We start from the raw sequence: 25,519 nt of genomic DNA, 5'->3' as shown, positions 1-25,519 counted from the left end.
ATGTCTTCGAATCCGCCTTCCCAGGGCCGCCTCGGCCGGGCCACGCCGAACCCTGCCGCCGCTGATGACGGCGACGCGCTGCACTTCTGCAGCACCTGTGCGTTTTCCGATGCCTGCATATCGCAGGGCTATGACAAGACCGCGCTGGGCGACCTGCACGTGCTGGTCGACCACGTCGGTCCGTTCCATGCGGGTGACTACATCTTCCGCGCCGGCGAATCGTTCGATTCGATCGCCGCGGTACGCGCCGGCATGGTCAAGACCTTCGTTGATGACAGCCAGGGCAACGAGCAGGTGCTTGGCTTCAGCCTGCCGGGCGAGGTGATCGGCCTGAACGCGATCCACGGTTCGCGCTTCCCCTGCAACGCGGTGGCGCTGGACACCGTGCACCTGTGCCGCATCTCGTTCCCCAAGTTGAGCCTGCTGGCCACGCGCATGCCGGGGCTGCAGGCCAAGCTGTTCAGCCTGCTCAGCGCGGAGATCGGCAAGGTCGCCACGCTGGCCGCCAATCACCGTACCGAAGAGCGCATGGCGGCGTTCCTGCTGGACATGTCCGAGCGTTACGCGCGGCGCGGCTTTTCCGCCACGCGTTTCAACCTGACGATGGCGCGTACCGAGATCGCCAATTACCTGCGGATGGCGCCGGAAACCGCCAGCCGCGTGCTGCGCCGCCTGAGCGATGATGGGATCATCGCGGTGAAGCAGCGCGAGATCCTGCTGCTGCAGCCCGAGCGCCTGGCGGCGCTGGCGGTGGCCGACGAATCCGATCCGAACTGAACCTGGCCGGGAGCCGACAATGAAGCGAGCTGGACTGTTGTTGCTGGGACTGCTGGCCACGGTGCCGGCCTGGGCGGCCGACCTGACGGTGTCGGCGGCATCGAGCCTGACCGAGAGCTTCCGCGAACTGGGCACCGCCTACGAGAAGGCGCACCCGGGGACCAAGGTCGATTTCAACTTCGCCGCGTCTGGCGTGCTGCTGCAGCAGATCAGCCGCGGCGCGCCGGTGGATGTCTTCGCGTCGGCCGATGAAACCACGATGGACCAGGCCCAGCAGCAGGACCTGCTGGCGGCCGGCACCCGCGAGGTGTTCGCGGTGAACGCGCTGTGGGTGGTGGTGCCGCCGCAGGCCAAGGCTGCGCCGCGTAGCTTGAAGGACCTGGCTGGTGCCGGCGTGCAGCGCATCGCACTGGGTAACCCGGACAGCGTGCCGGTCGGTCGCTATGCCAAGGGCGCGCTGGAAGTGGCGGGCCTGTGGCCGTCGGTGCAGGGCAGGATCATCACCACGCAGAACGTGCGCCAGTCACTGGATTACGTGGCACGCGGGGAAGTGGACGCCGGCTTCGTCTATGCCACCGATGCGCAGGCGATGCCCGACCGGGTGCGCCGTGCCTTCGCGGTGCCGGTGGCGGGGCGCATCGCCTATCCGCTGGCGGTGACCAAGGCCAGTGTGCAGCCGGCCGAAGCCAAGCGCTTCACCGCCTTCGTACGTTCGGCGCAGGGCCAGGCGATCCTGGCCAAACACGGGTTCGGCAAGCCCTGAGGCATGGATCTCGACTGGAGCGCACTGGGGTTGTCGCTGAAGGTGGCCGGCTGGGCCACCGCGATCAATCTGGTGCTGGGCGTGGCACTGGGCGCGCTGCTGGCGCGTCGGCGATTTCCCGGCCGTGAGCTGCTGGATTCGCTGCTGACGCTGCCGATGGTGTTGCCGCCGACGGTGCTGGGGTACTACCTGCTGGTGCTGATCGGCCGCAACGGCCCGATCGGCGCGTGGCTGCAGTCGTGGTTCGGCATCAACCTGGTGTTCACCTGGCAGGCGGCGGTGATCGCTGCGGCGGTGGCGTCGCTACCGCTGGTGTTCAAGCCGGCACGCGCGGCATTCGAGGAAGTGGACGGGCAGCTGGAGCAGGCCGCGCGCACGCTTGGGGTGTCCGAAGCAGCGGTGTTCTTCCGCATCACGTTGCCGCTGGCCTGGCGCGGCATCCTCGCCGGCCTGCTGCTGGCGTTTGCACGCGCGATGGGCGAGTTCGGCGCCACCCTGATGGTGGCCGGTAGCATTCCGGGCCGCACGCAGACGCTGTCGATCGCCATCTACGAAGCGGTGCAGGCCGGGCAGGACGGCAAGGCCAATGCGCTGGTGATCCTGACCTCGGTGGTCTGCATCGTGATCCTGCTGCTGGCCGCACGGCTGGTGGGCGGGCGTCGCCGGGAGCTGCGTGATGTGGCTTGACCTGCAGGTGCAGCGTCGCCTGCAGGCGGCCGGCCAGGATTTCGTGTTGGACGTGTCGCTGCAGTGCACGCAGCGGCAGGTGGTGCTGTTCGGGCCTTCCGGTGCGGGCAAGAGCCTGACCCTGAAGGCAGTGGCCGGGCTGCTGCGGCCGGGCCAGGGCCACGTGCGCCTGCAGGGGCAGACCTTGTTTGACGCGGCGGCCGGCGTGGACCTGCCACCGCAGCGTCGCCGGCTGGGCTATGTCTTCCAGGACTATGCGTTGTTCCCGCACCTGAGCGTGCGCCAGAACGTGGCGTTCGGTCTGCAGAAGGGGTGGTTGAATCCGCGCGTGGGCCAGCGCTTCGATGCGGTGGAGCAGTGGCTGCACGCATTCCGCATCGACGCGGTGGGCGACCTGCTGCCCTCGCAGGTATCCGGGGGACAGCGCCAGCGCACTGCACTGGCACGCGCCCTGGTGACACAGCCGCAGGCGCTGCTGCTGGATGAGCCGTTCTCCGCGCTGGATCATGACCTGCGCCAGCACCTGCGCCAGGAGCTGGAGAGCGTGCTGGACAAGACCGGCATCCCGTTGCTGTTGATCAGTCACGACCCGCAGGATGTGGCCATGTTCGGCCAGCAGGTAGCACGCGTGGTGGATGGCCGCATTGTCGGCGGTTGATCCGTGATGGACGCACGGGCGATGGTTGACAGCTGATGGTAGTGCCGGCCGCTGGCCGGCAACCACGGAATCCAGGTCAGCCGGCCAGCGGCCGGCCCTACCGGTTCAGAGGTTCCGCGACGCTCAGGCGAGGGTTGGTTGCATCTGATGGTAGTGCCGGCCGCTGGCCGGCAACCACGGAACCCGGAGCAGCCGGCCAGCGGCCGGCCCTACCGGTTCAAGGGTTCCGCGACGCACAGGCGAGGGATGGTTACATCTGATGGTAGTGCCGGCCGCTGGCCGGCAACCACGGAATCCGGGGCAGCCGGCCAGCGGCCGGCTCTACCGGTTCAGGGGTTCCGCGACGCACAGGCGATGAATGGTTGCATCTGATGGTACTGCCGGCCGCTGGCCTGCAACCAGGGGTTCCGAAGCAGCCGGCCAGCGGCCGGCTCTACCGGTTCAGGGGTTCCGTGACGTACAGGCGAGGGTTGGTTGCATCTGATGGTAGTGCCGGCCGCTGGCCGGCAACCACGGAATCCGGGGCAGCCGGCCAGCGGCCGGCTCTACCGGTTCAAGGGTTCCGCGACGCACAGGCGAGGGATGGTTGCATCTGATGGTAGTGCCGGCCGCTGGCCGGCAACCACGGAATCCGGGGCAGCCGGCCGGCGGCCGGCTCTACCGGTTCAACCGTTGGTCGCCCACTGGATGAACGCCCAGCGTCGCGTTGGCGCCATGCCGAAGCGGTGCTGCGGCGAACGGGCATGCCATGCGCGCACGCGTGCTTCCTCATCCGCATCCAACGCACCGAACAGCTCTACTGCCTGGCGCACCAGGCCATCGGCATCCTGGGCGACATCGCGCACCGATTCGGGCAGGTAGTCGACCTGCGGCTCGCGGCCCATGTCCAGCAGCATGTTGATCGGGTAGCGGTGGTCGGGCATCGGCATCCACTCGCGATCAAGCAGCTCGGACAGCTCGGGTACACCGGCACGCGGGCCGGTGGCGAAGGTGATGCAGGCACGCTGGCGGGCGTGCGTATCGAGCCTGCGCAGCGCGGCCTCCAGATCCGGCACCATCAACGAGCGCGAGGCAATCGCAAGATCGCAACGCGGCACGTCGCGCCAGTCGTCGGTCCACGACAGCGCCCACGGCGTGACGTTGGAAACGCCGTCACGCGCCATCGCGGCGCGCAGGCCGTCGAGCATGCCGGTGCTGTAGTCGAGCGCGTGCACATGGCCGACCTGTGTGGCGATGGGCAGGCTCAACAAGCCGGGGCCACAGCCAACATCCAGCACCGTGGCCACGCCACTGAGATCAACGCGGGTGAGGAACGCCTCGCTGTAGTCATCGTGGCGGCGCTTCCAGCTGGATTGCGCGGCCCGCGCATCCCAAGCGCTGGCTGGCTTGGCCTGGAAGCCGCAGGCCTGCAGGTGCTGGCGGTAGCGTGCGCTGTGATCGATCGGGGTCGGTAGCGGTGTGCTCATGTAGAAATTCCAGAAGCGGGCAGGGCGGCGGCGACGCGGGCAGCATCGACGCCATACAGCGCAGCAAGGCGCTCGGGGGTTGCGATGTCGTGGGCAGGGCCCAGTGCCTGCACGCTGCCGGCGGACATCAACGCGATGCGGTCGGCCACCTGCAGCGCGTGCTGCGGTTGATGGGTGGACAGCAGCACGCCGATGCCACGCTCGGCCAGGCGGCGCACGGTGTCGAGGATGCGCAGCTGGTTGCCGAAGTCGAGGCTGGCGGTCGGTTCGTCCATCACCAGCAGTCGCGCCTGCTGGGCCAGTGCACGTGCGATCAGTACCAGCTGGCGTTCGCCACCGCTGAGCGTGGTGACGGTCCGGTCGGCCAGCGTTTGCAGGCCCAGTTCGCGCAGGCAGTCATCGGCGATGGCCTCGTCGGCGCGACCAGGTGCGGACAGCAGGCCAAGGTGCGCGGCGCGGCCCATCGCCACCACCTCGCGCACGCGCCAGGCGAAGGGCAGCGGCGCGGCCTGCGGCACGTACGCCATGCGGCGGGCGCGGGCGGCGCGATCATGCGCGCGCAGCGGCGTGCCCTGCAGGTCCACTTCGCCGCGTACCGCAGGCAGCAGGCCGAGCAGGGTGCGGAACAGGGTGGTCTTGCCACAGCCGTTCGGGCCAAGCAGGCACAGCACCTCGCCGGGCTGCACCGACAGTGCAAACGGCACGCCCAGTGCCACGCCGGCATGGCCGATGACCAGGCCACGTGCTTCCAGAAGCGGGGCCGCAGCATTCATGGGCGACGCTCGCTGCGTGCCAGCACCAGCAGGAAACACGGCACGCCGACGAAGGCGGTGAGGATGCCGAGTGGCAGTTCGATCGGCGCCAGGGTGCGCGCCAGCGTATCGGCGGCGAGCAGGAAGCTGGCGCCGAGCAGCAGGCTGGCTGGCAGCAGGCGGCGGAAGTCGGCGCCGACCAGCAGCCGCGCGATATGCGGAACCACCAACCCGACCCAGCCGATGATGCCGGCCAGTGACACCGCCGCCGCCGTGCACAGCGTGGCGGCGGCAATCAGCGTCCAGCGCAGCGGGGTGACCGCCACGCCCAGTGCGCTGGCCTCCTCGTCACCCAGGCCCAGCAGGTTCACCCGCCAGCGCAGCAGCACCAGCGGCAACAGCCCGATCAGCAGCAATGGCGCGGTGACCTTGAGGTCGTCGATGACCACCGCGTTCAAGCCACCCAGCAGCCAGAAGGTGATCGACGGCAGCTGCGTGTACGGATCGGCCAGCAGTTTCAACAGCGAAATGCCGGCGCCGAGCAGCGCCGACACCGCGACGCCGGCCAGCACCAATACCAACACCGGATCGTGCCGCCGCACCAGCGCTGCCACCAGGCAGACCAGGCCCACGGCCCCCAGCCCACCGGCGAAGGCGATGCCCTGCACCAGCAGCATCGGCAGACCGAGGAACAGCCCCAGCGAAGCGCCAAGGCCCGCGCCGGCGGAGACGCCGAGGATGTCCGGCGACACCAGCGGATTGCGGAACATGGCCTGGTAGGCGGCACCGGCTGCCGACAGTACCGCGCCGATCAGCATGGCCGCGAGCACGCGTGGCAGGCGGATGTGCCAGAGCGCGGCCTGCACTGCGGGCGCGCTGGGTTCGCCGATGCCGAACAGCTGCCAGCCGGTGGCCTGCAGCAGCGCCGCCGGGCGCACCGGAAACTGGCCGACCGAGAACGCGAGCAGCAACATTGCCAGCAACAGGCTCCAGCCAGCGGCATGCCAGGCCCATCGTGGAAGCATGCGCATGTTCAGGCGTTCGCCTCCAGGCTGCGTGCCAGCTCGGCGGGCAGTGGCTGGCCCCACAGCAGCTGATGCAGCGCGCCGATGCGGCCGCGCAGTGCGGCGGGTGCCAGCACGGGGACTGCGCCCGGATGCAGCCTGGACAACAGCCAGGGCAGGCCGGGCAGGCGGTTGACGCCGGGCGGACCATCCAGCCAGCCGAATGGCAGTACCGGCGCGCAGTGCAGGCGACGCTCACGCACGGCACGCAAGGCGCGCCAGCGCGGGTCCTCTGTTGCACGAGCAGCGAACCCGGCATCCTGGGTCAGGATCACGTCCGGATCCCAGGCCAGCAGTTGCTCGAACGACACGCGGGCAAGGCCGCCGGCACCGGCGCTGGCGACCACGTTGCGGCCGCCACAGAACTCGATGACTTCGGTGTTGATCGAACCGGACAGGCCGCTTTCCAGGCCGTCGCTGCCACGTCCGTAGTACACGGTGGGCCGCGTCGCAGCGGGATGCGTCGCCAGCACCTCACGCACCAGTGCCAGCTGCGCTTCGGCCGCCTGCGCCAGTGCTTCGCCACGTGCGGCAACACCCAGCAGCCTGCCGACGTGGCGCAGCTGCGCCGGATGATCGGGCAGGCGGCCGGCAATCAGCTCGAACGGAATCGCGGTCTGCTTCCAGACCCGCTCGGCCGAGTCGCGGTAATTGGCATCGAAGTCACCGGCATCCAGCACCAGGTCCGGCTGCATCGCCAGCAGGCGTTCAAGGCTGACCGTGCTGCCGCGCCCGGCCAGGCGACCGACCACCGGCAGCGTGCGCAGCGCTGCCGGCAGCTGCGCCAGTGCCTCGGGCGATACCTTCATCGGCCAACCGAGCAGGCGTTCGGGTGCCACGGCGGCAAGCAGTACCGCAGCCGGTGGACCGGCCGCGAACACGCGCTTGGGCGTGGCCTTGGGCGCACCCAGCCGCAGCACGCGCTGCGCCGGCATCGCCAGCAGCTTGGCATTGGCGACCAGCAACGGTGCCAGCGCGAATGCCTGCAGCAGGGCGCGCCGCCTCATGCGGCGGCCTCCGGTGCGGTACGGCAGGCATCCCACCAGGCCTGCAACGCCGCGTCATCGGCAGGCAGCTCGACGGCCATGCCGCCGGTGAACTGGCGCCACGCGTCGAGGTAGGGCAGCTTCACCGCGGTCAACAACGGGATGCCGGCCAGCATCAGCGCCAGCAGCTCATCGGCCATGCCGCCGCCTTCCGATTCCAGCGTGCCGAAACGGTTGGCGATGGCCAGCGCGGCATGGTCCTGCAACGCGCGGCGCAGCACCACACTGGCATCGGCGATGCCGCCCGGGTCCAGGTTGCAGCCACAGGAGGCCGGGCCCAGCGCCTGGCTGATCGGATAACGCGAACCGGGATCGGTCACGTCCATCAGTGCCATGCGCTTGTTGCCGTTGGCGGTGGGTTCGTGCGGCAGGTGCACCAGCCCGCGCACGCGGTGGCCGGCGGCCAGCTGGCGTGCGGCGAACGCGGCCAGCAGGGCATCGGGCTCGCCGCTGTGGTCATGCACGATCGCGGCAATGCGCGGGGCCTGGATGGCGGTCATGCTCAGAACCTCCAGTTGGCGTTGGCAAACCAGGTGCGGCCCGGCATCGGATAGCCGTCGGCCAGCTCGTACCATGTGTCACCGATGTTGCGCACGCCGAGATCGAAATCCCAGGCGTCGCGCGGGCTCCAGCTGGCCTTCAGGCCGGTGATGCCATAGCCGGGCAGCTCGCGCACCGGTCGTGTGGTATCGGCGTAGCTGACCTTGCGGCCCTGTTCGGCTTCCAGCGTGGCCTGCAGCTTCAGCTGTGGCAGCAGCTGCCAGCCCACCGCCATGAACAGACGTTGGCGCGGACTGTCGAGCAGGGCCACGCTGCGATCTTCCAGGTTGGTGCGGCGCAGCCAGGTGTAGCTGGTCTGCAGGTCCCAGTCGTCGCCGATGCGCTGGCGCAGGCCCAGTTCGACACCCTGGTGGCGGGCCTTGCCGATGTTCTGCGCCTGGTTGCAGGTGCTGCCACCACATTCGCGCGAGGCCACCACCGCGTTCTGGATCAGGTCATCGATACGGCTCTGGAAGATCGCCGCCTGCAACTGGCCGCCTTGCCACCAACTGCCACGCAGGCCCACTTCGAAGTGGGTGGCGTGCTCGGCCTTCAGGTCCGGGTTGGGCAGCGCCGCACCCATGCGCGCCGAGTAGCGGTCCTTGATGGTCGGGAAACGCGTGCGCCGCGCGGCGCTTGCGTACCACTGCTGGTCCGGTGCCAGCTGCTGCACGTACTCCAGCACGGCGTTGGTGGCATCGGTGCTGCCGGTTGGCCAGAAGTACACGCGCTTGGCGTCGCGACGGTCATGGCCGATGCCCACGCGCAGGTGCGAGCTGTCGGTCAGCGCGATGCGGTCTTCGATCGCCACCGAGGTGGTGACATCACGGAAGTCCTTGGTGGGCGAGTGCGGGTTGCGCTCGCTGTGCTGGTCTTCCTTGTAGTGGATCGCGAACTGCAGTTCCTGGCGCGGCAGCGCCGTCGTGGCCAGGGTCACCGAGCCGCCCACGGTGCGGTCATCGTAGATGCTGGGGAAGCTGCTGTTGTCCATCGCCACCTGGTAGCTGCCGTCGGTGTAGGCGTCCAGGCCGTTGCCATAGGTATCGCGGTAGACGCGGGTGCGCAGCGTGGTGTGCTTACCCAGGCGGGTGTTGCCGATGAAGTACAGGCTGTCCTTGTCCCACCACGGCCAGCGCCAGTAACGGATGCCGCTGCGCGCGGTGCCGGTGTAGACCGGGTTGTCCTTCTCGCCGTCCTGGCGCGCGTAGCCGATCGCGTACTCGTCGCCCTCGCGCGGGGTGTAGCCCAACTTGAACGACAGGCGACGGTCGTCGCGCGAGGCGTTGCGGCGGTCCTTGCCGGTATCGGTGGGCACGCGCTTGTAGTCGACGAAGCCATCCGGCAGCGGGAACTCATCGGCCTTCAGGATCGACGCACCAAGCTGGAAGTACCAGTCGCCGCGGCGGCCACCGATATTGACCGCCGCCTTGCGCTCGCCGCCATCGGCCACGCCCAGCCGCACATCGCCTTCCAGTGGGCGCTCGGGACGGCGACTGACCAGGTTGATCGCACCGCCGAGGATGTTCGGCCCGTACAGCAGCGAGGCACCGCCGCTGGCGACCTGGATCTCGGCAAGGTCGAAGGTGGTGAAGCGGCCGAAGTCCACGTAGCCGTCATAGGGCACGTACAGCGGGATGCCGTCGAGGAACACCGGCACCTGACGTGCGTCGAAGCCGCGCAGGTAGACCATGTCCTCGTTGCGCGAGTTGCGGGCCAGGCTCACGCCCGGCAGCACGCTGACCGCATCACCGACCGTGTTGCGGTCGAGCTGCTGGATGCGTTCGGCGTCGAGGCTGCGTTCGGCCACGGTGGGCGACGTGCCGCGCTCGGCATGCACGTCGATCGTGCCCAGGGTGAACACCGGCGGCGAGGCCGTGTCGGCCGCGGTGGCGGCAAGCGGGAGCAGCAGGGCGGACAGGGGTAGAACGAAACGACAGGTACGCATCCTCGCGAGTCCTCGGGTTCGTTATATCCAAGATGATATAACGGTTGGCAGGGGTCAACTTGATGACCGACCCGGGGATTCTCGGCGCTGGCCGGCACGGCCACCTTGATCGATATCAAGCCCGGTGCAGGGCGGTCACGCCGTACACTGGCCGCTCGCGCGAACGCAGGGATCGAAGCACGATGAGTGGGGCCGAGCCGCCGTTGGAACTGCAGGGCAACCTGTGGCTGAGCATTGCCGGGCAGAGCGTGGGTGGCCGCGGCCGCTTCGCGCTGCTGGGCCTGATCGATGCGTGTGGCTCGATCAGCCAGGCCGCCAAGCGCATGGGCATGACCTACAAGAACGCCTGGGACGCGGTGGACGCGATGAACACCGCGGCCGGCGAACCGCTGGTCGCGCGCAGCGTGGGCGGCCGTGGTGGTGGCGGTGCACGACTGACCGAGCGCGGCCACCAGCTGATCGCCCGTTTCGAGGAGGTCGAGCGCGCGCACCGTACGTTCCTGCAGTCGCTGCAGGCCACCCCCGGGCTGGATGAGGATCTGGCCCTGATCCGGAGAATCGGCATGATCACCAGTGCACGCAACCAGTTCCATGGCCGGGTCAGCGCGCTGGCCACCGGTGCGGTGAATGATGAAGTGCAGATCGAAGTGGCACCGGGCCTGGCGCTGGTGGCCACCATCACCCATGGCAGCGTGGAATCGCTGGGGCTGGCGGTGGGCGTGCCGGCCTATGCGCTGGTGAAAGCCTCGTCGGTGATCGTGGCGCAGGGCGAGGGCGCGCGCTACTCGGCGCGCAATCAGCTCGCCGGCACGGTGGAGCGGATCACCGAGGGCGCGGTGAATGACGAGGTGGTGGTGGACATCGGCCATGGCTGCAGCGTGGTGGCGGTGATCACCCGTGCCAGTACCGCAGCGCTGGAACTACGCGAAGGCAGCACGGCAACAGTACTGTTCAAGGCGTCGAGCGTGATCGTGGGCGTGCCGATGTAGAGCGGTCTGGTAGTGCCGGCCGTTGGCCGGCAGCTCGTGGTGCGAAGCGCAGCCGGCCAGCGGCCGGCTCTACCGATCCAGGGTTCGTGTGGTCCAGTGGTGATGGATCAATACAACTCGCAGTGCGTGCGGCCTTCGCCCCGCAGCGCGTCCCAGTGCCCTTCGCCACCGATGGCATCGATGGCCTCGCGCACCGCGCTTTCCAGGTGGCTCTTGTTGCCGCAGAGGTACAGATGCCCGCCGCGGGCCAGCACATCGCGCACTTCATCGCCGCGCTGCTGCAGCACATGCTGCACATAGACCTTGTCGGCGCCATCGCGCGAGAACGCGGTATGCAGGCCAGCCAGCACGCCGCGCGCGTGCCAGTCCTGCAGCTGCTCGCGATACAGGTAATCGTGCTGGCTGTGCTTCTCGCCGAACACCAGGTGCACTTCGCGTTCGCAGGCACTGGCCTGCAGCTCCTGCATCAGGCCCATCAACGGTGCGATGCCGGTGCCGGTGCCGACCAGCAACAGGGGGGCTTCGCCGGTATCGGGCAGATGGAAGCCGGGGTTGGAGCGGCAGTACACACGGGCATGGTCGCCACCGTGCAGCAGGCTGCCGGTGGCTGTGCCAAAGCGCTCGCGGCCGCGCAGGGTGTAGCGCACTTCGCGCACGCACAGGCTCAGCTGGTCGTCGCAGGGGTGGGAGGCGATCGAATAGGCGCGCGGCAGTCGCGGTGACAGCAGTTCGCGCAGCCGGGCCAGCGGCACGCTGTCCGGGGTAGCGTGGTCCTGCAGCACGTCCAGCAGGTCCAGCCCGTGCAGGTAGGCTTCGAGCTCGCGCTTCTGGCTGACCTTCAGCAGGCCCTTCAGCGCCTCGCTGCCACCGAGCCTGGCCAGTTCGCGCAGCACGCCCTTGCTCAGCAGGCGCAGCTCGCGGTCATGCAGGGCGGTCACGGCGGCGGTGTCGCCATACCAGGTGGCCAATGCCTGCAGCAGCGCAGGGTCGTTCTCCGGCACCACGTGCAGGGTGTCACCGGCGCGATACGCCATGCCACTGCCGGCGATATCCAACTGCAGGTGCCAGGCGGCCGGGTCGCTGCTGTTCAAGCGGCGGCGTTCGAGAATGGGGGCGGCAAAGGCGTTGTCTTCGCCATAGGCGGTGACCTGCAGGTGCAGGTCCTGGCCGGCGCTCACGTCGCCGTCCAGCACCTGGCCCAGCACCGGCTGCCATTGCTGGAAGAACTGCTCGTAGCCCAGGTCGGCATCCACGCGGTGCAGCAGTGGCTGCGCCTGGCGCTCGCTCAGCGCGGCGTCCAGCGCCTTGGTGAAGCCACAGAAGCTCGGGTAGCCGGTGTCACCGAGGCCGAACACTGCATAGCGCAGGCCGCTCAGCGTCGGAGTCTGGCGCAGCGTTTCGAAGAACTGCTCGCCGTTGGCCGGCGGTTCGCCATCGCCGAACGAGCTGGAGATCGCCAGCAGCACGTCGCCGTGGCCGAGGCTGGCCACGTCGATGTCATTGAACGCAAGCACCTGCGGCGCGTGCGGCTGCAGGTCCGCGCCCAGGCGCTGGGCCAGGGCGCGGGCATTGCCCGACTCGGACGCGAAACCCACCAGCAGGCGGCTGAAGGGCGTACTGGTCGGGAGGGCGTTCACGCGGCCTCGTAGAAGTCGTCGAACTTTTCCTTGCTGAACTCGACCAGGTCGTAGTTCTGCATCAGGTCGTTCACCACGCGGCGGATGCTGATGTACGAGGTGATGTTGCCATCGGCGTCGAACAGCGGCTGCACGGTGGTGTCGACCACGTAGAGCACGCCGCCCTTGCCGAGGTTGGGCACGATGCCGGTCCAGGTCTTGCCGGCCTTGATGGTGTCCCACATGTCCTTGTAGACGGCCTTGGGCACGTCCGGGTGGCGCACGATGCTGTGCGGCTGGCCGATCAGTTCCTCGCGGGCGAAGCCGGTGAGCGTGCAGAACAGGTCGTTGGCGTAGGTGATGTTGCCCTGCAGGTCGGTGGTGGAGATCACCATGACGTTCTGCATGGCATTCAAAAGCTGGGCGTTGTCGGGGGTGTAGCTCATCGCAGGGTCCTTGTGGATGCCGGTAACGCCGGCGTGTTCGGGTCCTGCATAGAGATACGCCCGCGCGGCGGCGGGCGGTTTGACATTGATCAAGCGGGTGGCGGGATCGACTGCGACCGGGTGTCGCAGGGAGAACAGGAACGGCGAGCGCGTCAGCCCATCAGATAGCGCAGTACACCCGCCGAGACCACGCCGATCAGCACGGTCGGCAGCATCGACAGCCGCGTGGCGGCCAGCAGGGTGATCGCCAGCGCGGCGAGGTCGGCGGGCTTGTCGGCGACGAAGTCGGGCGCGATCACCGAGATCAGCACGCAGCCCGGCGCGGCTTCCATCACCGTTACCGCGCGCTTGCTCAGCGTGCGGTTGCGCAGGGCGAGGAAGCCGACGATGCGGGTCAGGTAGGTGGCGGCGGCCATCAGCACGATGGTCAGCACCGAGGTCCAGTGGATCATGCCGTTGAAGATCAGGCCGTTGAAGATCATGCTGCGTCCTCCGCCAGCAGCCAGGCCGCGGCCAGGCCCGCCAGTGCGCCGCTGGCCACGTACCACGCACCCGGCACCAGCAGGTAGGTGGCAGCGGCCACCACCAGGCTGACCAGCCACGGGCGCGCGGCCTTCATGCCCTGCCACATGCCGCGCAGCAGCACCAAGAACACGGCGGGGAAGGCCATGTCGAAGCCATAGGCATGGATGTCGCCCAGCATCGGCCCAACGATCGCGCCCAGCGCGGTGCAGGCCACCCAGACCGTGTACAGGCCTGCCGACACGCCCAGGTAATAGGCCAGGCTGAAGCCGAGCGCACGGCGGCGCGCATCGGCCACGCCCATCGCCCAGCTCTCGTCGCACATGAAGAACAGCGCCGGCAGCACGCGGCGGCGCGGCAGGTGCTGCAGCAGCGGGGCCAGGCTGGCGCCCATCAGCAGGTGGCGGCTGTTGACCAGCGCGGTGATCGCCACGATCAGCGCGATATGCGGCGGCGAGGTCCACAGTTCGACGGCGGCGAACTCCGAGCCGCCGGCGAAGTTGAGGCCGGTCATCAGCGGCACTTCCAATGCGCTCAGGCCCTTCTGGGCCGCCTGCGCGCCGAGCACCAGGGCGAAGGGGATGAAGCCGATCATCACCGGCACGGCGGCGCGCAGGCCACGCAGGAATTCGGCACGCGGGGCGGTATCGCAGGTGTCGGGCAGGGGGAGGGTGGTACGGGCGTCCATGGAGCGGCACAACAAGGTGGGGGTGGCCCATGCTAGCGGCCTGATCGCGAAATCGGGTTGCGTTGATGCCATTCGATTCGGGAATATTGAGATTCCATGCGGCCAATGTCGCCAACGGTGAAATCCCATGCAGTACCAGCTCGACAATCTCGATCGCCGCATCCTCGACGCCCTGCAGCGTGACGGACGGCTGCAGAACCTGGAGCTGGCCCGGCTGGTGGGCCTTTCGCCCTCGGCCTGCCTGCGGCGGGTGCGGCTGCTGGAGGAGGGCGGCTACATCGACCGCTACGTTGCCCTGCTGAATGAGGCCAAGGTGGGCCGTGGCTTCACGGTGTTCGTGCGGGTCTGGCTGCGTGGGCAGGACGAGGACACCACCAATCACTTCATCAACAGCATCAAGTCTTTCCCGGAAGTGCTTGAATGCCACCTGATGGCGGGCGACTGCGACTTCCTGCTGCGGGTGGCGGTGGCGGACCTTGATGCCTACCGGCAGTTCCAGATGCAGCACCTGAACCGGATTGCCGGGGTGCAGAACACCAAGACCGAGATCCCGATGCAGCGGATCAAGCAGACCACCCAGCTGCCGCTTTGAGGATGGGTGGTTTCCGGCCGGGTTGCACCCGGCACCCGCAGAGGCAACGGCCGAAGCAACTGCAACTGCAACTGCAACGGCGATGTTCCCAGGGCGGCGGGGCGGTGTGGCCAGGCAGGACACGCCGTAGACCCATCCATGGGGGCTCGATGGCGCCATCCATGGCGCCAACGGTCCTGCCTGCCCACACCGCCCCGCGCCTGACAGTTCCCCGCGACCTGTCGGGGTCGGAACCCGTTGCTGCGCAACGGGCTCTGACCCCCGTGCGTAGATAGCGTGGTCTGTTCGATTCATTGATGCCTGATGGGTGACTGGGTTCACGGAGCCTGGCTCCACGCCGGCCGTAGGCGGCGGTCATCGCAATGACATGTGCCCCCGGTACGGTTTGAGCCCGCTTGCTGGTCGCGCGCGGGCCGGGGTTCCGGTCGTGCCGCGCGTCCACTGCAGCTGCTGTCGCTGCCGAGGGTCATGTGTTCTACGTCAGGGGGCTGAATGGACACCATGCGGTCAGAACTTGGAAGGTGGCCATCGCCGCATGGCTGCTGCTGTCCTTTGCCGCTGTGGCGCAGGACGGTGTTCGTGCCTACGACATCCCCGCGCAACCGCTGGAGCAGGCGGTCGAGCGTTTCAGTGTCATCAGCGGGTGGTCGGTGATGTACCCGGGCGACCTTGCCGCCGGCCGCAACAGCCATGCGCTGCGCGCCAGCCTGGCGCCGCTTCCTGCGCTGCAGATGCTGCTGCAGGACACCGGTATCGAGGCCGAGGTGATCGGCGAGCAGCGCGTGGTGCTGCGCCGGGGCGGGCAGTCGGCGGCCGAGGCGGATGTTGGCACCGGCCTTCCCGAGGCCGAGCGTCGGCGCCGCTATGGCGGCCTTCAGCAGCGCCTGCGTGCGGCGTTCTGTGACGACCCTGAGATCGCGCCCGGCCGCTATGCCGCAACACTGCGCTTCCGCGTCGACGGTGAAGGCCAGGTGCAGCAGCCCGAGCTGCTGTCCGGCAGTGGCAGTGCCCGCCGCGATGCACGCCTGCTGCAGGCGCTGCAGGGCCTGGTGCTGGCGCCGGATGCCGCTGCGCTGCCGCAGCCGGTGACCCTGCAGATCCGTCCTTCCGGCACCGACCACGACTGTGGCCGGCGCGCGCCCCTTCCATGACTTCAAGGATTCGAACATGAGCAACGGTACGGCTGGGGCAGTTGACCTGATGGACCACCTTCTGGGGGCCTACGACGAGCTGAAGCGCCGGCTGGTGCGCAAGCTGGGCTCGGAAGAGCTGGCCGGCGACGCGCTGCAGGACACCTGGATGCGCCTGAGTGCGCGTCGTGACCGCCTGGATGCGGTGCAGAACCCTGCGGCCTACCTGCTGCGCATGGCGATGAATACCGTGATCGACCGCCAACGTGCCGACCACCGCCTGCTGAGCCTGGAAGAGGTGGAGACGCTGATGGACATGGCCGACCCGGCACCGGGCCCGGCGCAGGCGGCCGAACTGGACTTCGCGCTGGAAGACATGGTCGGTCTGCTGCAACGCATGCCCGAGCGCCGTCGCCGCATCCTGCTGGCGATCCGCGTCGACGGCCTGCAGCAGCGCGACGTCGCCGATCACCTCGGCGTGTCGCTGCGGCTGGTGCAGCGTGAGTTGAAGGCGGCCCAGGACTACCTGGCCGAGCGCAGCGGGCAGGGGCGCCAGGTGCGGTTCTGAGCGGCGGCATCCGTCTACACTTTGACGCCGAGCAGAACCCCGCAGCGTGCGGGTCCGGCATGAGCCCCCATGGATCCTGACGATCGCCCGCAACGCCCGCTGGATGCCGTCGAGCGTCAGGCCCACGCGTGGGTGGTGCGGCTGACCTCGGGCGAGGCCACTGCGGCCGACGGGCGCAGGTTCCGCGCGTGGTGCGAGGCCGATCCGTGTCATCGCGAAGCATTCGGGCGCGCGCGCCAGCAATGGGAGCAGGTGCGACTGGCCGGCGAGCAGCTGCCTGTCGCCGCACGGCAACCGGTCGCGCCGACACCGGCCCAGCGCTGGAGCCGGCGTGCCTTCCTGGGCGCCGCGATTGCCGCCCCTGCGAGCCTGGTGGTGGTGGCGGCGATCCGCCCGCCACTGGGGCTGTGGCCCTCGGTGACGGCGATGACGGCCGATTTCCACACCGGTACCGGTGAGCGCCTGCAGATCGCACCTTCGCCACAGCTGAAGATCGAGCTGGATACACAGAGCAGCCTGCGCCGCCGTGCGGACACGCAGGGCGAAGGCTTCGAGCTGGTGCAGGGCCAGGCCGCGATCGAAACCCAGGCCGGCCTGCGCCTGGCCCTGTTCGCAGGGCCGGGCTGCGTGATTGCCGATGAAGGTGCGGTGCGCCTGGACGTGCGCAATACCCACGGCCAGGTACGGGTGACCTGCCTGCAGGGCAGCGCCCGCATCGAGCACCCGCAGGGCCGCCTGCAGCTGCAGGCGGGCCAGCAGACCCAGTACGACGAACGCCTCAGTGGCGTGGTGGCCGAAGCCGTGGCCTCGGAAGTGAGTGCCTGGACCGAAGGCATGCTGGTGTTCCGCCGCGCGCCGTTGCGCGAGGTAGTGGATGAAATCAACCGCTACCGCCGCGGCAAGGTGCTGCTGGGCGAATCGGCGTTGGCACGTGCCCCGGTCAGCGGCCGCTTCCGCATCGATGATCCGGACGCGGCGCTGGAGCAGCTGCGACTGACGATGTCGCTGGATCTGCGTCGCTTTCCGGGTGGCATTGCCGTCCTTGGTTAGGTGAAGACGCTGGCCGTGCGCGCCGCGCAGGGCTGTTGCAAGCAAGGAGACGCCAAGGATGCGCAACGAGACCATCGGTGTGCTGGATCTGCGCCGCAATCTGTCGGCGTTGCTGGAAACCACGCAGCGACGGCCTTTGATGGTGCACCGCTACGGCTCGCCATGGGTGTGTGTGGTGTCCGACGCGCAGTGGCAGCAACAGGCCGTGCTGCTGGACTTCGATCCGCAGTCGCACCCGCTGGCGATGCTGTTGCGCCTGCAGCAGCAGGTGTTGCCACTGGCTGAAACCGGTGCGTTGCCGCCTGCGGTGCTTGCACGCGCACTGCTGCTGATGGACATGCATGGCATCGAGGATCTCGCGCAGCTGCACGAGCAGGTGCTGCACCATCGGCTGTGGCACTGGTTCGTGGCGGGCACCCGCGGGGTGATGGACGGCTGGCAGCTGCCGGCGGTGCGCATTGCGATGGCGTCATGGTGCGATGACGTGGACATGACGGATGCGCTGGTCGCGTTCGCCGCGCGCAGCGACGTGGCGGTACTGGCCCGCCGCTGCGGCGGTGACGCACCGCGACAGCAGCGCGAAGCCTTCAGGCGCATGACGCTGCGATGACGTTGCCGATGAAGCGCCATGCAGCGCACAGACTTGCGTTCGCGGTGTCGCTTCACCTGCCTTGCTGACGTCTTCTCCAGAGTACGACGCACCACGCGTCGCGGAGCACGGGCGACGCAGATGGCAGACAGTCGCAGGATCAGCATGCTGGAGCTGGATCGCCACCTGAGCCAGTCACTGGAGCAGGCGCGGCACACGCCCTTGAACGTGCAACGTTACGGGCACTCGTGGGTCTGGGTGCTGTCCAGTGATGCCTGGGTCGATGCAGCGCGCTGGGCGGCACTGGACAGCAGCGCACATCCATTGGCGGCGCTGCGACGCGCCCTCGACCTGCATCTGCGGCCCTGGCCCGATGCGGCCATGGGTGCGCTGCCGCTTGACGCAGGCGATGCGCGGCTGCTGCAGCGTGCGGCCCTGCTGGTGATCCTGCGCGATCTCAACAGCGCGCAACGCGTGTACGACGATCTGCGCTACCACCAGGCCTACCGGATGTTCATTGGGTTCGACCACGGCACCGCGTGGTCGCCGATGCAATGCGTGCGCCTGCTGCAGGCATGCGCGCATCCGTTGCTGCGCGAGTGCATCGACGAAACGCTGGCCAGTGTGCCACCGCATCTGTTCGAGGCGGCACGCGTACCGGTTGCACATGCGCCTGCACAGGCGCCCGCGCAGCGAATTGCAGGCGGATATTTATCGTACTGACACATGCACCGCTGACCATGGTGCAGCGGTCTCTTCCAGGATGACGAGGGCGGAACAATGGCAAGGCAGGTGGGTGGTCGCAGGACTCGGCAGCAGGGCTTCAGCCTGATCGAGATCATGGTGGTGGTGGTGATCATCGGCATTCTCGCGGCATTGATCGTGCCGCGGTTGATGGACCGTCCCGACCAGGCGCGCGTGGTGGCGGCGCGCCAGGACATCGCGGCGCTGATGCAGGCGCTGAAGCTGTTCAAGCTGGACAATGGTCGCTATCCCAGCGCCGAGCAGGGCCTGCAGGCGCTGGTGAAGCCGCCGCAGGGCAGCGGTGCGATGCCGGTGACACCGTATCTGGATCGCCTGCCGAATGACCCATGGGGCCATCCGTACCAGTACCAGATCCCCGGAACCCATGGCGACATCGATGTGTTCTCGCTGGGTGCGGACAGCAAGCCCGGTGGCGACGCCGGGAACGCGGATATCGGCTCCTGGCAGCTGTGAGGCGTGCTGATGACAGCCCGGACGCGTTCGGTCCCGTGCGCCCGCCAGCGTGGCATGGCGGTGATTGTCGCCCTGCTGGTGGTGGCATTGGTGGCGGTGATTGCCACTGCACTGCTGACCCGGCAGTCGGCGCAGCTGCGCGCGCTGCGTAGTGACCAGCTGCGTGCGCAGGTGCGCATGGCGGTCGATGCCACCCTGGAGCGCGCGGCGCAGCAGCTGCGTGACGATGTAAAGGAGCAGCTGACCACGGTGCGCAGCGGACGCTGGGCGCGTCCGCTGACGCTGCAGGCGCCGTTGCCGGTGCAGCTGCAGCTGGTGGATGCGCAGTCGATGTTCAACCTGCGCAACCTGCTGGCGCATGGCCGGCCGGACCCCGAGGCGCGACGCGCGTTCATCGCGTTGTGTGCTGCACAGGGGCTTGGCCAGGGTGCCTGCGCATCCGCGGCGGACCACATCCAGGCGCGCCTGCGCGACGGCGACATCCAGGCACAGGCCCCATTGCCGCGCGAATCACTGATCGCGCAGGCACTGGCCGGTGCCGATCCGGTGGCACTGCAGGCGCTGGCGCGGCGCACCGTGGTGCTGCCGGCGCAGACCCTGGTCAACGCCAACACCAGCGACCTGAGCGTTCTGCAGGCGGTGACGCCTGCGGTCGAGCCGGCACGGCTGCAGGCGCTGCTCGGTGAGCGCGACGGCGGCCATTGGCTGCTCAACCGCGGCGACATCGCCAATCGACTTCAACTGAGCAACGAACAGATGGCCGTGCTTCCCCTGGGCATCCATAGCGAGTGGTTCCTTGCGGTCGGCCAGGTGCAGGCCGATGGCAGTGCGGTCGAGTTCCGTGCGTTGCTCTGGCGCGAATACCGCGACGATGGAGCGCGCGTGCAGCGCGTGTGGACGAGGATCGGCGCATGAACGTGCAGCTTCGGGTGCGCCTGCCGGCGCTGGAGTGCCTGCGCGCCGACAGCACGGTGGACTGGGTGCAGCTGCACAAGGGCGAGGTAATGGCACACGGCCGCGACACGCTGGCCGCGCTGGGTCTGCGTCACCCGAAGGCGACGGTGCGCGCCTGCCTCGATCCGCACGACCTGATCCTGCTGGAACTTCAGCTGCCGCCGTTGTCCGGGCGGCGCCTGCAGTCGGCGCTGCAGGGCGAGGTGGAGGCGATGCTGCTGGATGACCTGCAGGAGGTGGCGCTGGCTCACGGTGCGCAGGCAGCTGACGGCACGGTTCCGGTGGCCTGGCTCGGCCAGCAGGCGGTCCTGCAGGCGCAGCAGCTGCTGGCCTCGTGCGCACTGCAGTTGCAGGCGCTGTATCCGACGCCGCTGCTGCTGCCGTGGCAGGACGCACAGGCCACGCTGCAGGTCAGCGGCGAGCACCTGCTGGTGCGCAGCGGGCGCGATCGTGGGTTCGTCCAATGGTATGGCGGACGTGACGCGTGTGCCGTGATGCAGGCCCTGGCCGTGCGCCTGCAGCAGGCCGGCGTGCAGGCCGTGCAATGGATCGACAGCGTGTCGCCGGCGTGGCCGGACAGCCTGCCGGCCACCGCCGTCACGCATGAACGGCAGGCGTGTGGCCCTCTGCCGGGGTGGTCATTGCCGCTGCCCGGTGCGGGTCGGCAAGCGCCTCGCCTGGCGATCGGCCTCGCGTTGGCGGCAGTGCTGCTGGCCGCACTCGGCCTGCAGCTGCAGGTCTCGCGCTGGCGGATCGAGGGCGAGGCGCTGCAACAGGACATGGCGCGGCAGTTCAGCGCACGCTTCCCGGAGATCACCGATGTGGTGGATCCGGTGCTGCAGGCACGGCGTGCTCTGGCGGTGCCACCGCCGGCGCCGCCGTTGCCGCCGTTGCAACGGCAGGTCGCCAGCACGCTGCAGGCCGTTCCGGAGCTGGCGGGGCAGGTGCACAGCCTGCATTACCAGCCTGGCCAGCTGGACATGGAGCTGGATGCCGATGCCCAGGCGTTGGCCGATGATCCTCAACGCCTGGAGCACTGGCAGCAGGCGGTGCAGGTGCAGGGCCTGCAGCTGGCGCGCGACGCCGGTGGGCGCCTGCGGGTGAGCGGAGCTGGACAGTGACCGCCCGTACCCTGCGGCTGGGGGAGGGAGTGGCGGGCCTGCAGCAGCGCTGGCAGCGCCTGCCACCACGCGACCGGCTGATGCTGTGGGTGATGGTGGTGGCGCTGCTGGCAGCGGGCCTGTGGTCGTTGTGGCTGGAGCCCCTGCTGAAGCAGCGCACGCACTGGCAGGCCGAACTGCCACGGCTGCAGGCGCAGTCCCGCGCACTGGCGCCGCTGCTTCGCGCCCGTGCGCGCCAGCAGCAGGCGCAGGGCCAGCACCCGACGCTGACCAGCCTGCGGGACGGAATCAGATCCGCCGGCCTTGCCAACGGCCTGCATATCGAAGCGCGCGACGGGTGCTGGCACCTGCAGGTGCAGGCAGTGCCCGCCGACGCGCTGTGGAACTGGCTGCTGCCGCTGCTGGCCGACCCGGCCATCGAGCTGCAGCAGCTGCAACTGACACGCACAGGGGATGCGAACATGCCGGCGGCACGGATTTCCGGAAACATCGTGATGGTGGCCACTGCGGGTGCCCATCCATGAGGGCGATGCGCAGCCTTGCCTGCAGTACTGCATTGGCCCTGGTCGTGGGCATGGCCCACGTGCCGGCGCCGGTGGCGGCGCAGGACACCCGCGATGAGCCAGTGCAGCTGAACCTGGTGGATACCGATATCGGTGGCGTGCTGCGCATGGCAGCACGGTTCACCGGCCGCCAGTTCCTGGTCGACCCACGGGTGACCGGCAAGATGACGGTGGTCTCCGATGGCCCGGTCAGCCGTACCCAGGCCTATCAGCTGCTGCTGGGCGCGCTGCGCATGCGCGGCTTCGCCGTGGTCGAGAACGGCGGGGTCAGCCGGGTGGTGCCGCAGGCCGACGCCAAGCTGCTCGGTGGCCGCGTGGGCAGCGGCGGTGCAGGGGGCGAGATCGCCACGCGCACCTTCGCGCTGCGCTACGAGAACGCGGCCGCGCTGGTGGCAGTGCTGCGGCCCATGATCAGCCCGGACAATCCGATCACTGCCAACCCGGGCAACAACACCCTGGTGATCACCGACTATGCCGACAACCTGGAGCGCATCGCACAGGTGATCGCCAGCGTCGACACGCCGGCCGGCATGGACACCGATGTGGTGAAGCTGCAGCAGGGCATTGCCGTTGACGTGGCGGCGATGGTCGCGCCGCTGCTGGATGCGCAGGGCGCCGAACCGAGCCAGAAAGTGGTGGTGATGGCCGACCCGCGCAGCAACAGCGTGCTGCTGCGTTCCAGTAGTCCCGGCCGCACCCGTCTGGCGCGGCAGCTGGTGGAGAAGCTGGACCGCGCCCAAGATGAATCCGGCAACCTGCATGTGGTCTACCTGCGCAATGCCCAGGCCAACCAGCTCGCCGGTGTGCTGCGCGGCGTGGTGGCCGGGCAGAGCGATGCACCGGCAATGGGCAGCAACGAAGGCATCACGCCACTGCCCGGCGATGCAAACCGTTCCACACCCGCGCAACCGTCGCAGCCACAGCAGGCCAAGACCGGTGGCAATGCGCTGGAGTCGCAGCGGCTGGACCCGAACCGCCGCGACCCGATCGACGCCGGCAGCACCGGCTTCAGCCAGAACGGCATTTCGGTGCAGGCGGACGTGGCCACCAACACGCTGCTGATCTCGGCGCCGGAGCCGGTGTACCGCAACCTGCGGCGGGTGATCGACCAGCTCGACCAGCGCCGTGCACAGGTGCTGGTGGAAAGCCTGATCGTGGAGGTCAACCAGACCGACGCGGCCGAGCTGGGCGTGCAATGGATGCTGGGCAATGGCCGTACCTTTGGCGGCACCCACTTTGGCGGCGCCACCGGCGGCAGTGGGCTGAGCACCACCGCGCGCACCACGCTGGACGTGCTGCCCAAGGATGGCCTGAAGATCGGCGTGATCGACGGCACCATCAACCTGCCCGGTGTCGGCCAGATCCTCAACATGAAAGCGCTGGCCAACGCGCTGCAGAGCAAGGGCGGCGCCAACATCCTGTCCACGCCGAACCTGATGACGCTGGACAACGAAGCGGCCAGCATCATGGTCGGTCAGACCGTGCCGTTCGTCAGCGGCCGCTACGTGACCGACGGTGGCGGCGGCAGCAACAACCCGTTCCAGACCATCGTGCGTGAGGACGTGGGCCTGAAGCTGCGGGTACGCCCGCAGATCTCCGAGGGCGGCACGGTGAAGCTGGACATCTACCAGGAAGTCAGCAGCATCGACGCGCAGAGTGCGAACAGCACGGCCGGCATCATCACCAACAAGCGCGCCCTGGATACCAGCGTGCTGCTGGACGATGGCCAGATCATGGTGCTGGGTGGCCTGCTGGAAGACAGCGTCAGCCATGGCCGTGATGCAGTGCCGGGGCTTGGAAAGATCCCGGTGCTGGGCGCCTTGTTCCGCAGCGACACGCGCAAGCGCGCCAAGACCAACCTGATGGTGTTCCTGCGCCCGCACGTGGTGCGTGACCCGGCCGCCGGCCAGCGCCTGACCCGCGACCGCTACGACTACATGCGCAACGCGCAGGCCGGCGCGCAACCGGTGCAGAGCTGGGCCTTGCCGGCGCTGTCGGCACCGCAGCTGCCGCCGCAGGACCTGTCTGTACTCGGCCAGGGCAATGCGCGCGATAGTCAGGGCCAACCGCTGCAGAACAGCAGCCTGGCGGCGCTGTATCCGTCCGGCGACGGCGATGCGCAGCTGGTGCAGTTCGCGCAGGGGCTGGACCCGGCGCGTGCCAGCCAGGGCGTGGCGCAGGTGCGGGCACTGGGCCTGCAGGCCTATGCCGAAGCGACGCCGGGCGAGAGCGGGCAACGCCTGCGCGTGCGATTGCCGCGCGACCCGGCGACGCTGGACCCGGCGCTGCAGCAGCTGCGCGGGCTGGGCTACACGCCGGAACTGGTGATCGGGCCGTGAGCGCCGCCGCGCCACTGCCGTACGCCTGGGTGCGCAGCCATGGCGTGATGCTGTCCGAAGTTGGCGGCGAGCCCGTGCTGCTGGGCACTGCCGACACCGCGGCGTGGGCCGTGGCCGAACTGCGCCGACGGCATGGCCCGCTGCCGTTCCAGGCGCTGGATGCCGCGACGTGGAAGCAGCGGCTGGGTGAGCAGTATCGTGACGGCGGCGATGCCGCTGCCGTAGTGGGTGCCGCCGAAAGCGAAGTCGATCTGGACCGGCTGATGCAGGATATGCCGGAGGTCACCGATCTGCTGGACGCGCAGGACGATGCGCCGGTGATCCGCATGATCAATGCACTGCTGGCACAGGCTGCACGCGATGGCGCCAGCGATCTGCATATCGAACCGTTCGAGACCCATTCGGTGGTGCGCTACCGCGTGGACGGCACCCTGCGCGACATGGTGCAGCCACGGCGGGCACTGCACGCGGCACTGGTGTCGCGCATCAAGATCATGGCCCACCTGGACATCGCCGAGAAGCGGCTGCCGCAGGACGGGCGCATCGCGATCCGAGTGGGTGGGCGTCCGCTGGACATCCGTGTCTCCACGGTGCCGACCGGGCACGGCGAGCGCGCCGTGCTGCGACTGCTGGAGAAGGATGCCGGTCGCCTGCAGTTGCAGCGCCTGGGCATGGCCGATGACACCCTGGCCACGTTCACCGGATTGATCCGGCAGCCGCATGGCATCGTGCTGGTCACCGGGCCGACCGGCAGTGGCAAGACCACCTCGCTGTACGCCGCGTTGGGCCAGCTCGACAGCAGCACCAGCAACATCCTCACCGTGGAGGACCCGGTGGAGTATGACTTCGCCGGCATCGGCCAGATCCAGGTCAACGCGCGTATCGGCATGAGCTTCGGCACGGCGCTGCGCGCGATCCTGCGCCAGGACCCGGACACCATCATGATCGGTGAGATCCGCGACCTGGAGACCGCGCAGATTGCGGTGCAGTCGTCGCTGACCGGCCATGGCGTGCTGGCGTCCCTGCACACCAACGACGCAATCTCGGCAGTGACCCGCCTGGCCGATATGGGCGTGGAGCCATTCCTGCTGGCCTCGTCGCTGCGTGGTGTACTGGCGCAGCGGCTGGTGCGGCGGCTGTGCACGCAATGCCGGCGTGCCGAGGTGGATGGCGACGGCCGTACCGTGTGGCGCGCGGTGGGCTGCGCGGCCTGTGCCAACAGCGGCTACCGGGGGCGTACCGGCATCCACGAGCTGTTCGTGGTGGACGATCGCGTGCGTGCGCTAATCCATGAAGGGCAGGGTGAACCTGCGCTGCGCGAGGCGGCACGGCGCGCCGGGATGCGGACCTTGCGCCAGGACGGCCAGCGTTGGGTCGACAGCGGGGTGACCACGCTGGAAGAGATCCTGCGCGTCACCGGCGACGACTGAGGCGGC

27 protein-coding genes are annotated in these 25,519 nt (G+C 68.8%); 17 read left to right on the top strand and 10 right to left on the bottom strand.

The window, feature by feature from the left end:
• Genes AB1281_RS10305 through AB1281_RS10290 form a run of 4 tightly spaced genes read left to right on the top strand, consistent with a single transcriptional unit; the run spans position 1 to position 2,885 of the window.
• Positions 1-777 carry a helix-turn-helix domain-containing protein gene (locus AB1281_RS10305; RefSeq protein ID WP_430345819.1) on the top strand — a complete coding sequence of 259 codons (777 nt, stop codon included), beginning with the start codon at positions 1-3 and terminating at the stop codon, positions 775-777.
• Positions 778-796: 19 nt separating this feature from the next.
• The gene (gene modA, locus AB1281_RS10300) at positions 797-1,540 is read left to right on the top strand and encodes a molybdate ABC transporter substrate-binding protein (RefSeq protein ID WP_430345818.1); all 744 of its coding nucleotides are present in this window, start codon (positions 797-799) and stop codon (positions 1,538-1,540) included.
• Between the two features lie 3 nt (positions 1,541-1,543).
• Positions 1,544-2,227 (top strand): molybdate ABC transporter permease subunit, encoded by a 684-nt coding sequence (modB, locus tag AB1281_RS10295; RefSeq protein WP_006371078.1) that lies wholly within the window; start codon positions 1,544-1,546, stop codon positions 2,225-2,227.
• Positions 2,217-2,885, top strand: a complete 669-nt coding sequence (locus AB1281_RS10290; protein WP_430345817.1) for an ATP-binding cassette domain-containing protein — start codon at positions 2,217-2,219, stop codon at positions 2,883-2,885. The genes modB and AB1281_RS10290 overlap by 11 nt, the downstream gene beginning before the upstream one ends.
• Positions 2,886-3,550: 665 nt before the next feature.
• Here the strand turns inward: AB1281_RS10290 and AB1281_RS10285 are convergent.
• The 6 genes from AB1281_RS10285 to AB1281_RS10260 are packed head-to-tail and all read right to left on the bottom strand — an operon-like array spanning position 3,551 to position 9,698.
• Complete coding sequence (locus AB1281_RS10285; RefSeq protein WP_430345816.1) at positions 3,551-4,351, bottom strand: class I SAM-dependent methyltransferase; 801 nt, start codon at positions 4,349-4,351, stop codon at positions 3,551-3,553.
• A complete protein-coding gene (locus AB1281_RS10280) occupies positions 4,348-5,124 on the bottom strand; it encodes an ABC transporter ATP-binding protein (protein WP_430345815.1) in 777 nt (258 codons plus the stop codon). The genes AB1281_RS10285 and AB1281_RS10280 overlap by 4 nt, the downstream gene beginning before the upstream one ends.
• Positions 5,121-6,128 (bottom strand): FecCD family ABC transporter permease, encoded by a 1,008-nt coding sequence (locus tag AB1281_RS10275; RefSeq protein ID WP_430345814.1) that lies wholly within the window; start codon positions 6,126-6,128, stop codon positions 5,121-5,123. Before AB1281_RS10275 ends, AB1281_RS10280 begins: the two co-directional genes overlap by 4 nt.
• Positions 6,129-6,136: 8 nt before the next feature.
• Positions 6,137-7,174 carry an ABC transporter substrate-binding protein gene (locus AB1281_RS10270; protein WP_430345813.1) on the bottom strand — a complete coding sequence of 346 codons (1,038 nt, stop codon included), beginning with the start codon at positions 7,172-7,174 and terminating at the stop codon, positions 6,137-6,139.
• Positions 7,171-7,713, bottom strand: a complete 543-nt coding sequence (locus tag AB1281_RS10265) for a DUF2478 domain-containing protein (protein ID WP_162622052.1) — start codon at positions 7,711-7,713, stop codon at positions 7,171-7,173. Before AB1281_RS10265 ends, AB1281_RS10270 begins: the two co-directional genes overlap by 4 nt.
• Positions 7,714-7,715: 2 nt before the next feature.
• Complete coding sequence (locus AB1281_RS10260; protein ID WP_430345812.1) at positions 7,716-9,698, bottom strand: TonB-dependent receptor plug domain-containing protein; 1,983 nt, start codon at positions 9,696-9,698, stop codon at positions 7,716-7,718.
• A 182-nt stretch (positions 9,699-9,880) separates the two neighbouring features.
• Between AB1281_RS10260 and AB1281_RS10255 the strand changes: the two genes are divergently transcribed.
• Complete coding sequence (locus AB1281_RS10255; RefSeq protein WP_430345811.1) at positions 9,881-10,687, top strand: TOBE domain-containing protein; 807 nt, start codon at positions 9,881-9,883, stop codon at positions 10,685-10,687.
• A 107-nt stretch (positions 10,688-10,794) separates the two neighbouring features.
• Here AB1281_RS10255 and AB1281_RS10250 read toward each other — a convergent pair whose 3' ends face one another.
• The 4 genes from AB1281_RS10250 to AB1281_RS10235 all read right to left on the bottom strand — a co-directional run bounded on the left by AB1281_RS10250 (position 10,795) and on the right by AB1281_RS10235 (position 13,959).
• On the bottom strand, positions 10,795-12,324 hold the full coding sequence (locus AB1281_RS10250; protein ID WP_430345810.1) for a diflavin oxidoreductase: 1,530 nt from the start codon (positions 12,322-12,324) through the stop codon (positions 10,795-10,797).
• Positions 12,321-12,749 (bottom strand): PAS domain-containing protein, encoded by a 429-nt coding sequence (locus AB1281_RS10245; protein ID WP_005409905.1) that lies wholly within the window; start codon positions 12,747-12,749, stop codon positions 12,321-12,323. The genes AB1281_RS10250 and AB1281_RS10245 overlap by 4 nt, the downstream gene beginning before the upstream one ends.
• A gap of 152 nt (positions 12,750-12,901) precedes the next feature.
• Positions 12,902-13,216, bottom strand: a complete 315-nt coding sequence (locus AB1281_RS10240; RefSeq protein ID WP_097047835.1) for an AzlD family protein — start codon at positions 13,214-13,216, stop codon at positions 12,902-12,904.
• 11 nt (positions 13,217-13,227) lie between these two features.
• On the bottom strand, positions 13,228-13,959 hold the full coding sequence (locus tag AB1281_RS10235) for an AzlC family ABC transporter permease (protein ID WP_014037422.1): 732 nt from the start codon (positions 13,957-13,959) through the stop codon (positions 13,228-13,230).
• A gap of 127 nt (positions 13,960-14,086) precedes the next feature.
• On the opposite strand from AB1281_RS10235, the gene AB1281_RS10230 reads away from it, so the two are divergent.
• The 12 genes from AB1281_RS10230 to gspE all read left to right on the top strand — a co-directional run bounded on the left by AB1281_RS10230 (position 14,087) and on the right by gspE (position 25,513).
• Positions 14,087-14,551: an Lrp/AsnC family transcriptional regulator gene (locus AB1281_RS10230; protein ID WP_005413654.1), complete on the top strand. Its 465-nt coding sequence runs from the start codon at positions 14,087-14,089 to the stop codon at positions 14,549-14,551.
• Positions 14,552-15,021: 470 nt separating this feature from the next.
• On the top strand, positions 15,022-15,702 hold the full coding sequence (locus AB1281_RS10225; protein ID WP_430345809.1) for a TonB C-terminal domain-containing protein: 681 nt from the start codon (positions 15,022-15,024) through the stop codon (positions 15,700-15,702).
• Between the two features lie 16 nt (positions 15,703-15,718).
• Positions 15,719-16,249, top strand: coding sequence for an RNA polymerase sigma factor (locus AB1281_RS10220; RefSeq protein ID WP_032961748.1), 531 nt, complete (start codon positions 15,719-15,721; stop codon positions 16,247-16,249).
• 69 nt (positions 16,250-16,318) lie between these two features.
• Positions 16,319-17,299, top strand: coding sequence for a FecR family protein (locus tag AB1281_RS10215; RefSeq protein ID WP_430345808.1), 981 nt, complete (start codon positions 16,319-16,321; stop codon positions 17,297-17,299).
• 58 nt (positions 17,300-17,357) lie between these two features.
• Positions 17,358-17,909 (top strand): hypothetical protein, encoded by a 552-nt coding sequence (locus AB1281_RS10210; protein WP_430345807.1) that lies wholly within the window; start codon positions 17,358-17,360, stop codon positions 17,907-17,909.
• Between the two features lie 144 nt (positions 17,910-18,053).
• Positions 18,054-18,611 (top strand): hypothetical protein, encoded by a 558-nt coding sequence (locus AB1281_RS10205; protein ID WP_430345806.1) that lies wholly within the window; start codon positions 18,054-18,056, stop codon positions 18,609-18,611.
• Positions 18,612-18,668: 57 nt separating this feature from the next.
• Positions 18,669-19,106, top strand: coding sequence for a type II secretion system major pseudopilin GspG (gspG, locus tag AB1281_RS10200; protein WP_430345805.1), 438 nt, complete (start codon positions 18,669-18,671; stop codon positions 19,104-19,106).
• Between the two features lie 9 nt (positions 19,107-19,115).
• Complete coding sequence (gspK, locus tag AB1281_RS10195) at positions 19,116-20,021, top strand: type II secretion system minor pseudopilin GspK (RefSeq protein WP_430345804.1); 906 nt, start codon at positions 19,116-19,118, stop codon at positions 20,019-20,021.
• Complete coding sequence (gspL, locus tag AB1281_RS10190) at positions 20,018-21,181, top strand: type II secretion system protein GspL (RefSeq protein ID WP_430345803.1); 1,164 nt, start codon at positions 20,018-20,020, stop codon at positions 21,179-21,181. Before gspK ends, gspL begins: the two co-directional genes overlap by 4 nt.
• Complete coding sequence (gene gspM, locus AB1281_RS10185; protein WP_430345802.1) at positions 21,178-21,705, top strand: type II secretion system protein GspM; 528 nt, start codon at positions 21,178-21,180, stop codon at positions 21,703-21,705. The genes gspL and gspM overlap by 4 nt, the downstream gene beginning before the upstream one ends.
• Positions 21,702-24,083, top strand: coding sequence for a type II secretion system secretin GspD (gspD, locus tag AB1281_RS10180; RefSeq protein WP_430345801.1), 2,382 nt, complete (start codon positions 21,702-21,704; stop codon positions 24,081-24,083). The genes gspM and gspD overlap by 4 nt, the downstream gene beginning before the upstream one ends.
• Positions 24,080-25,513 carry a type II secretion system ATPase GspE gene (gene gspE, locus AB1281_RS10175; RefSeq protein WP_430345800.1) on the top strand — a complete coding sequence of 478 codons (1,434 nt, stop codon included), beginning with the start codon at positions 24,080-24,082 and terminating at the stop codon, positions 25,511-25,513. Before gspD ends, gspE begins: the two co-directional genes overlap by 4 nt.
• Positions 25,514-25,519 lie beyond the last annotated feature (6 nt).

Source organism: Stenotrophomonas sp. NRRL B-14846 (genome assembly GCF_050473585.1).
GTDB lineage: Bacteria > Pseudomonadota > Gammaproteobacteria > Xanthomonadales > Xanthomonadaceae > Stenotrophomonas.
Note: the sequence above shows the minus strand (reverse complement) of the source record. Positions and strands in the feature narration are given on the sequence as shown.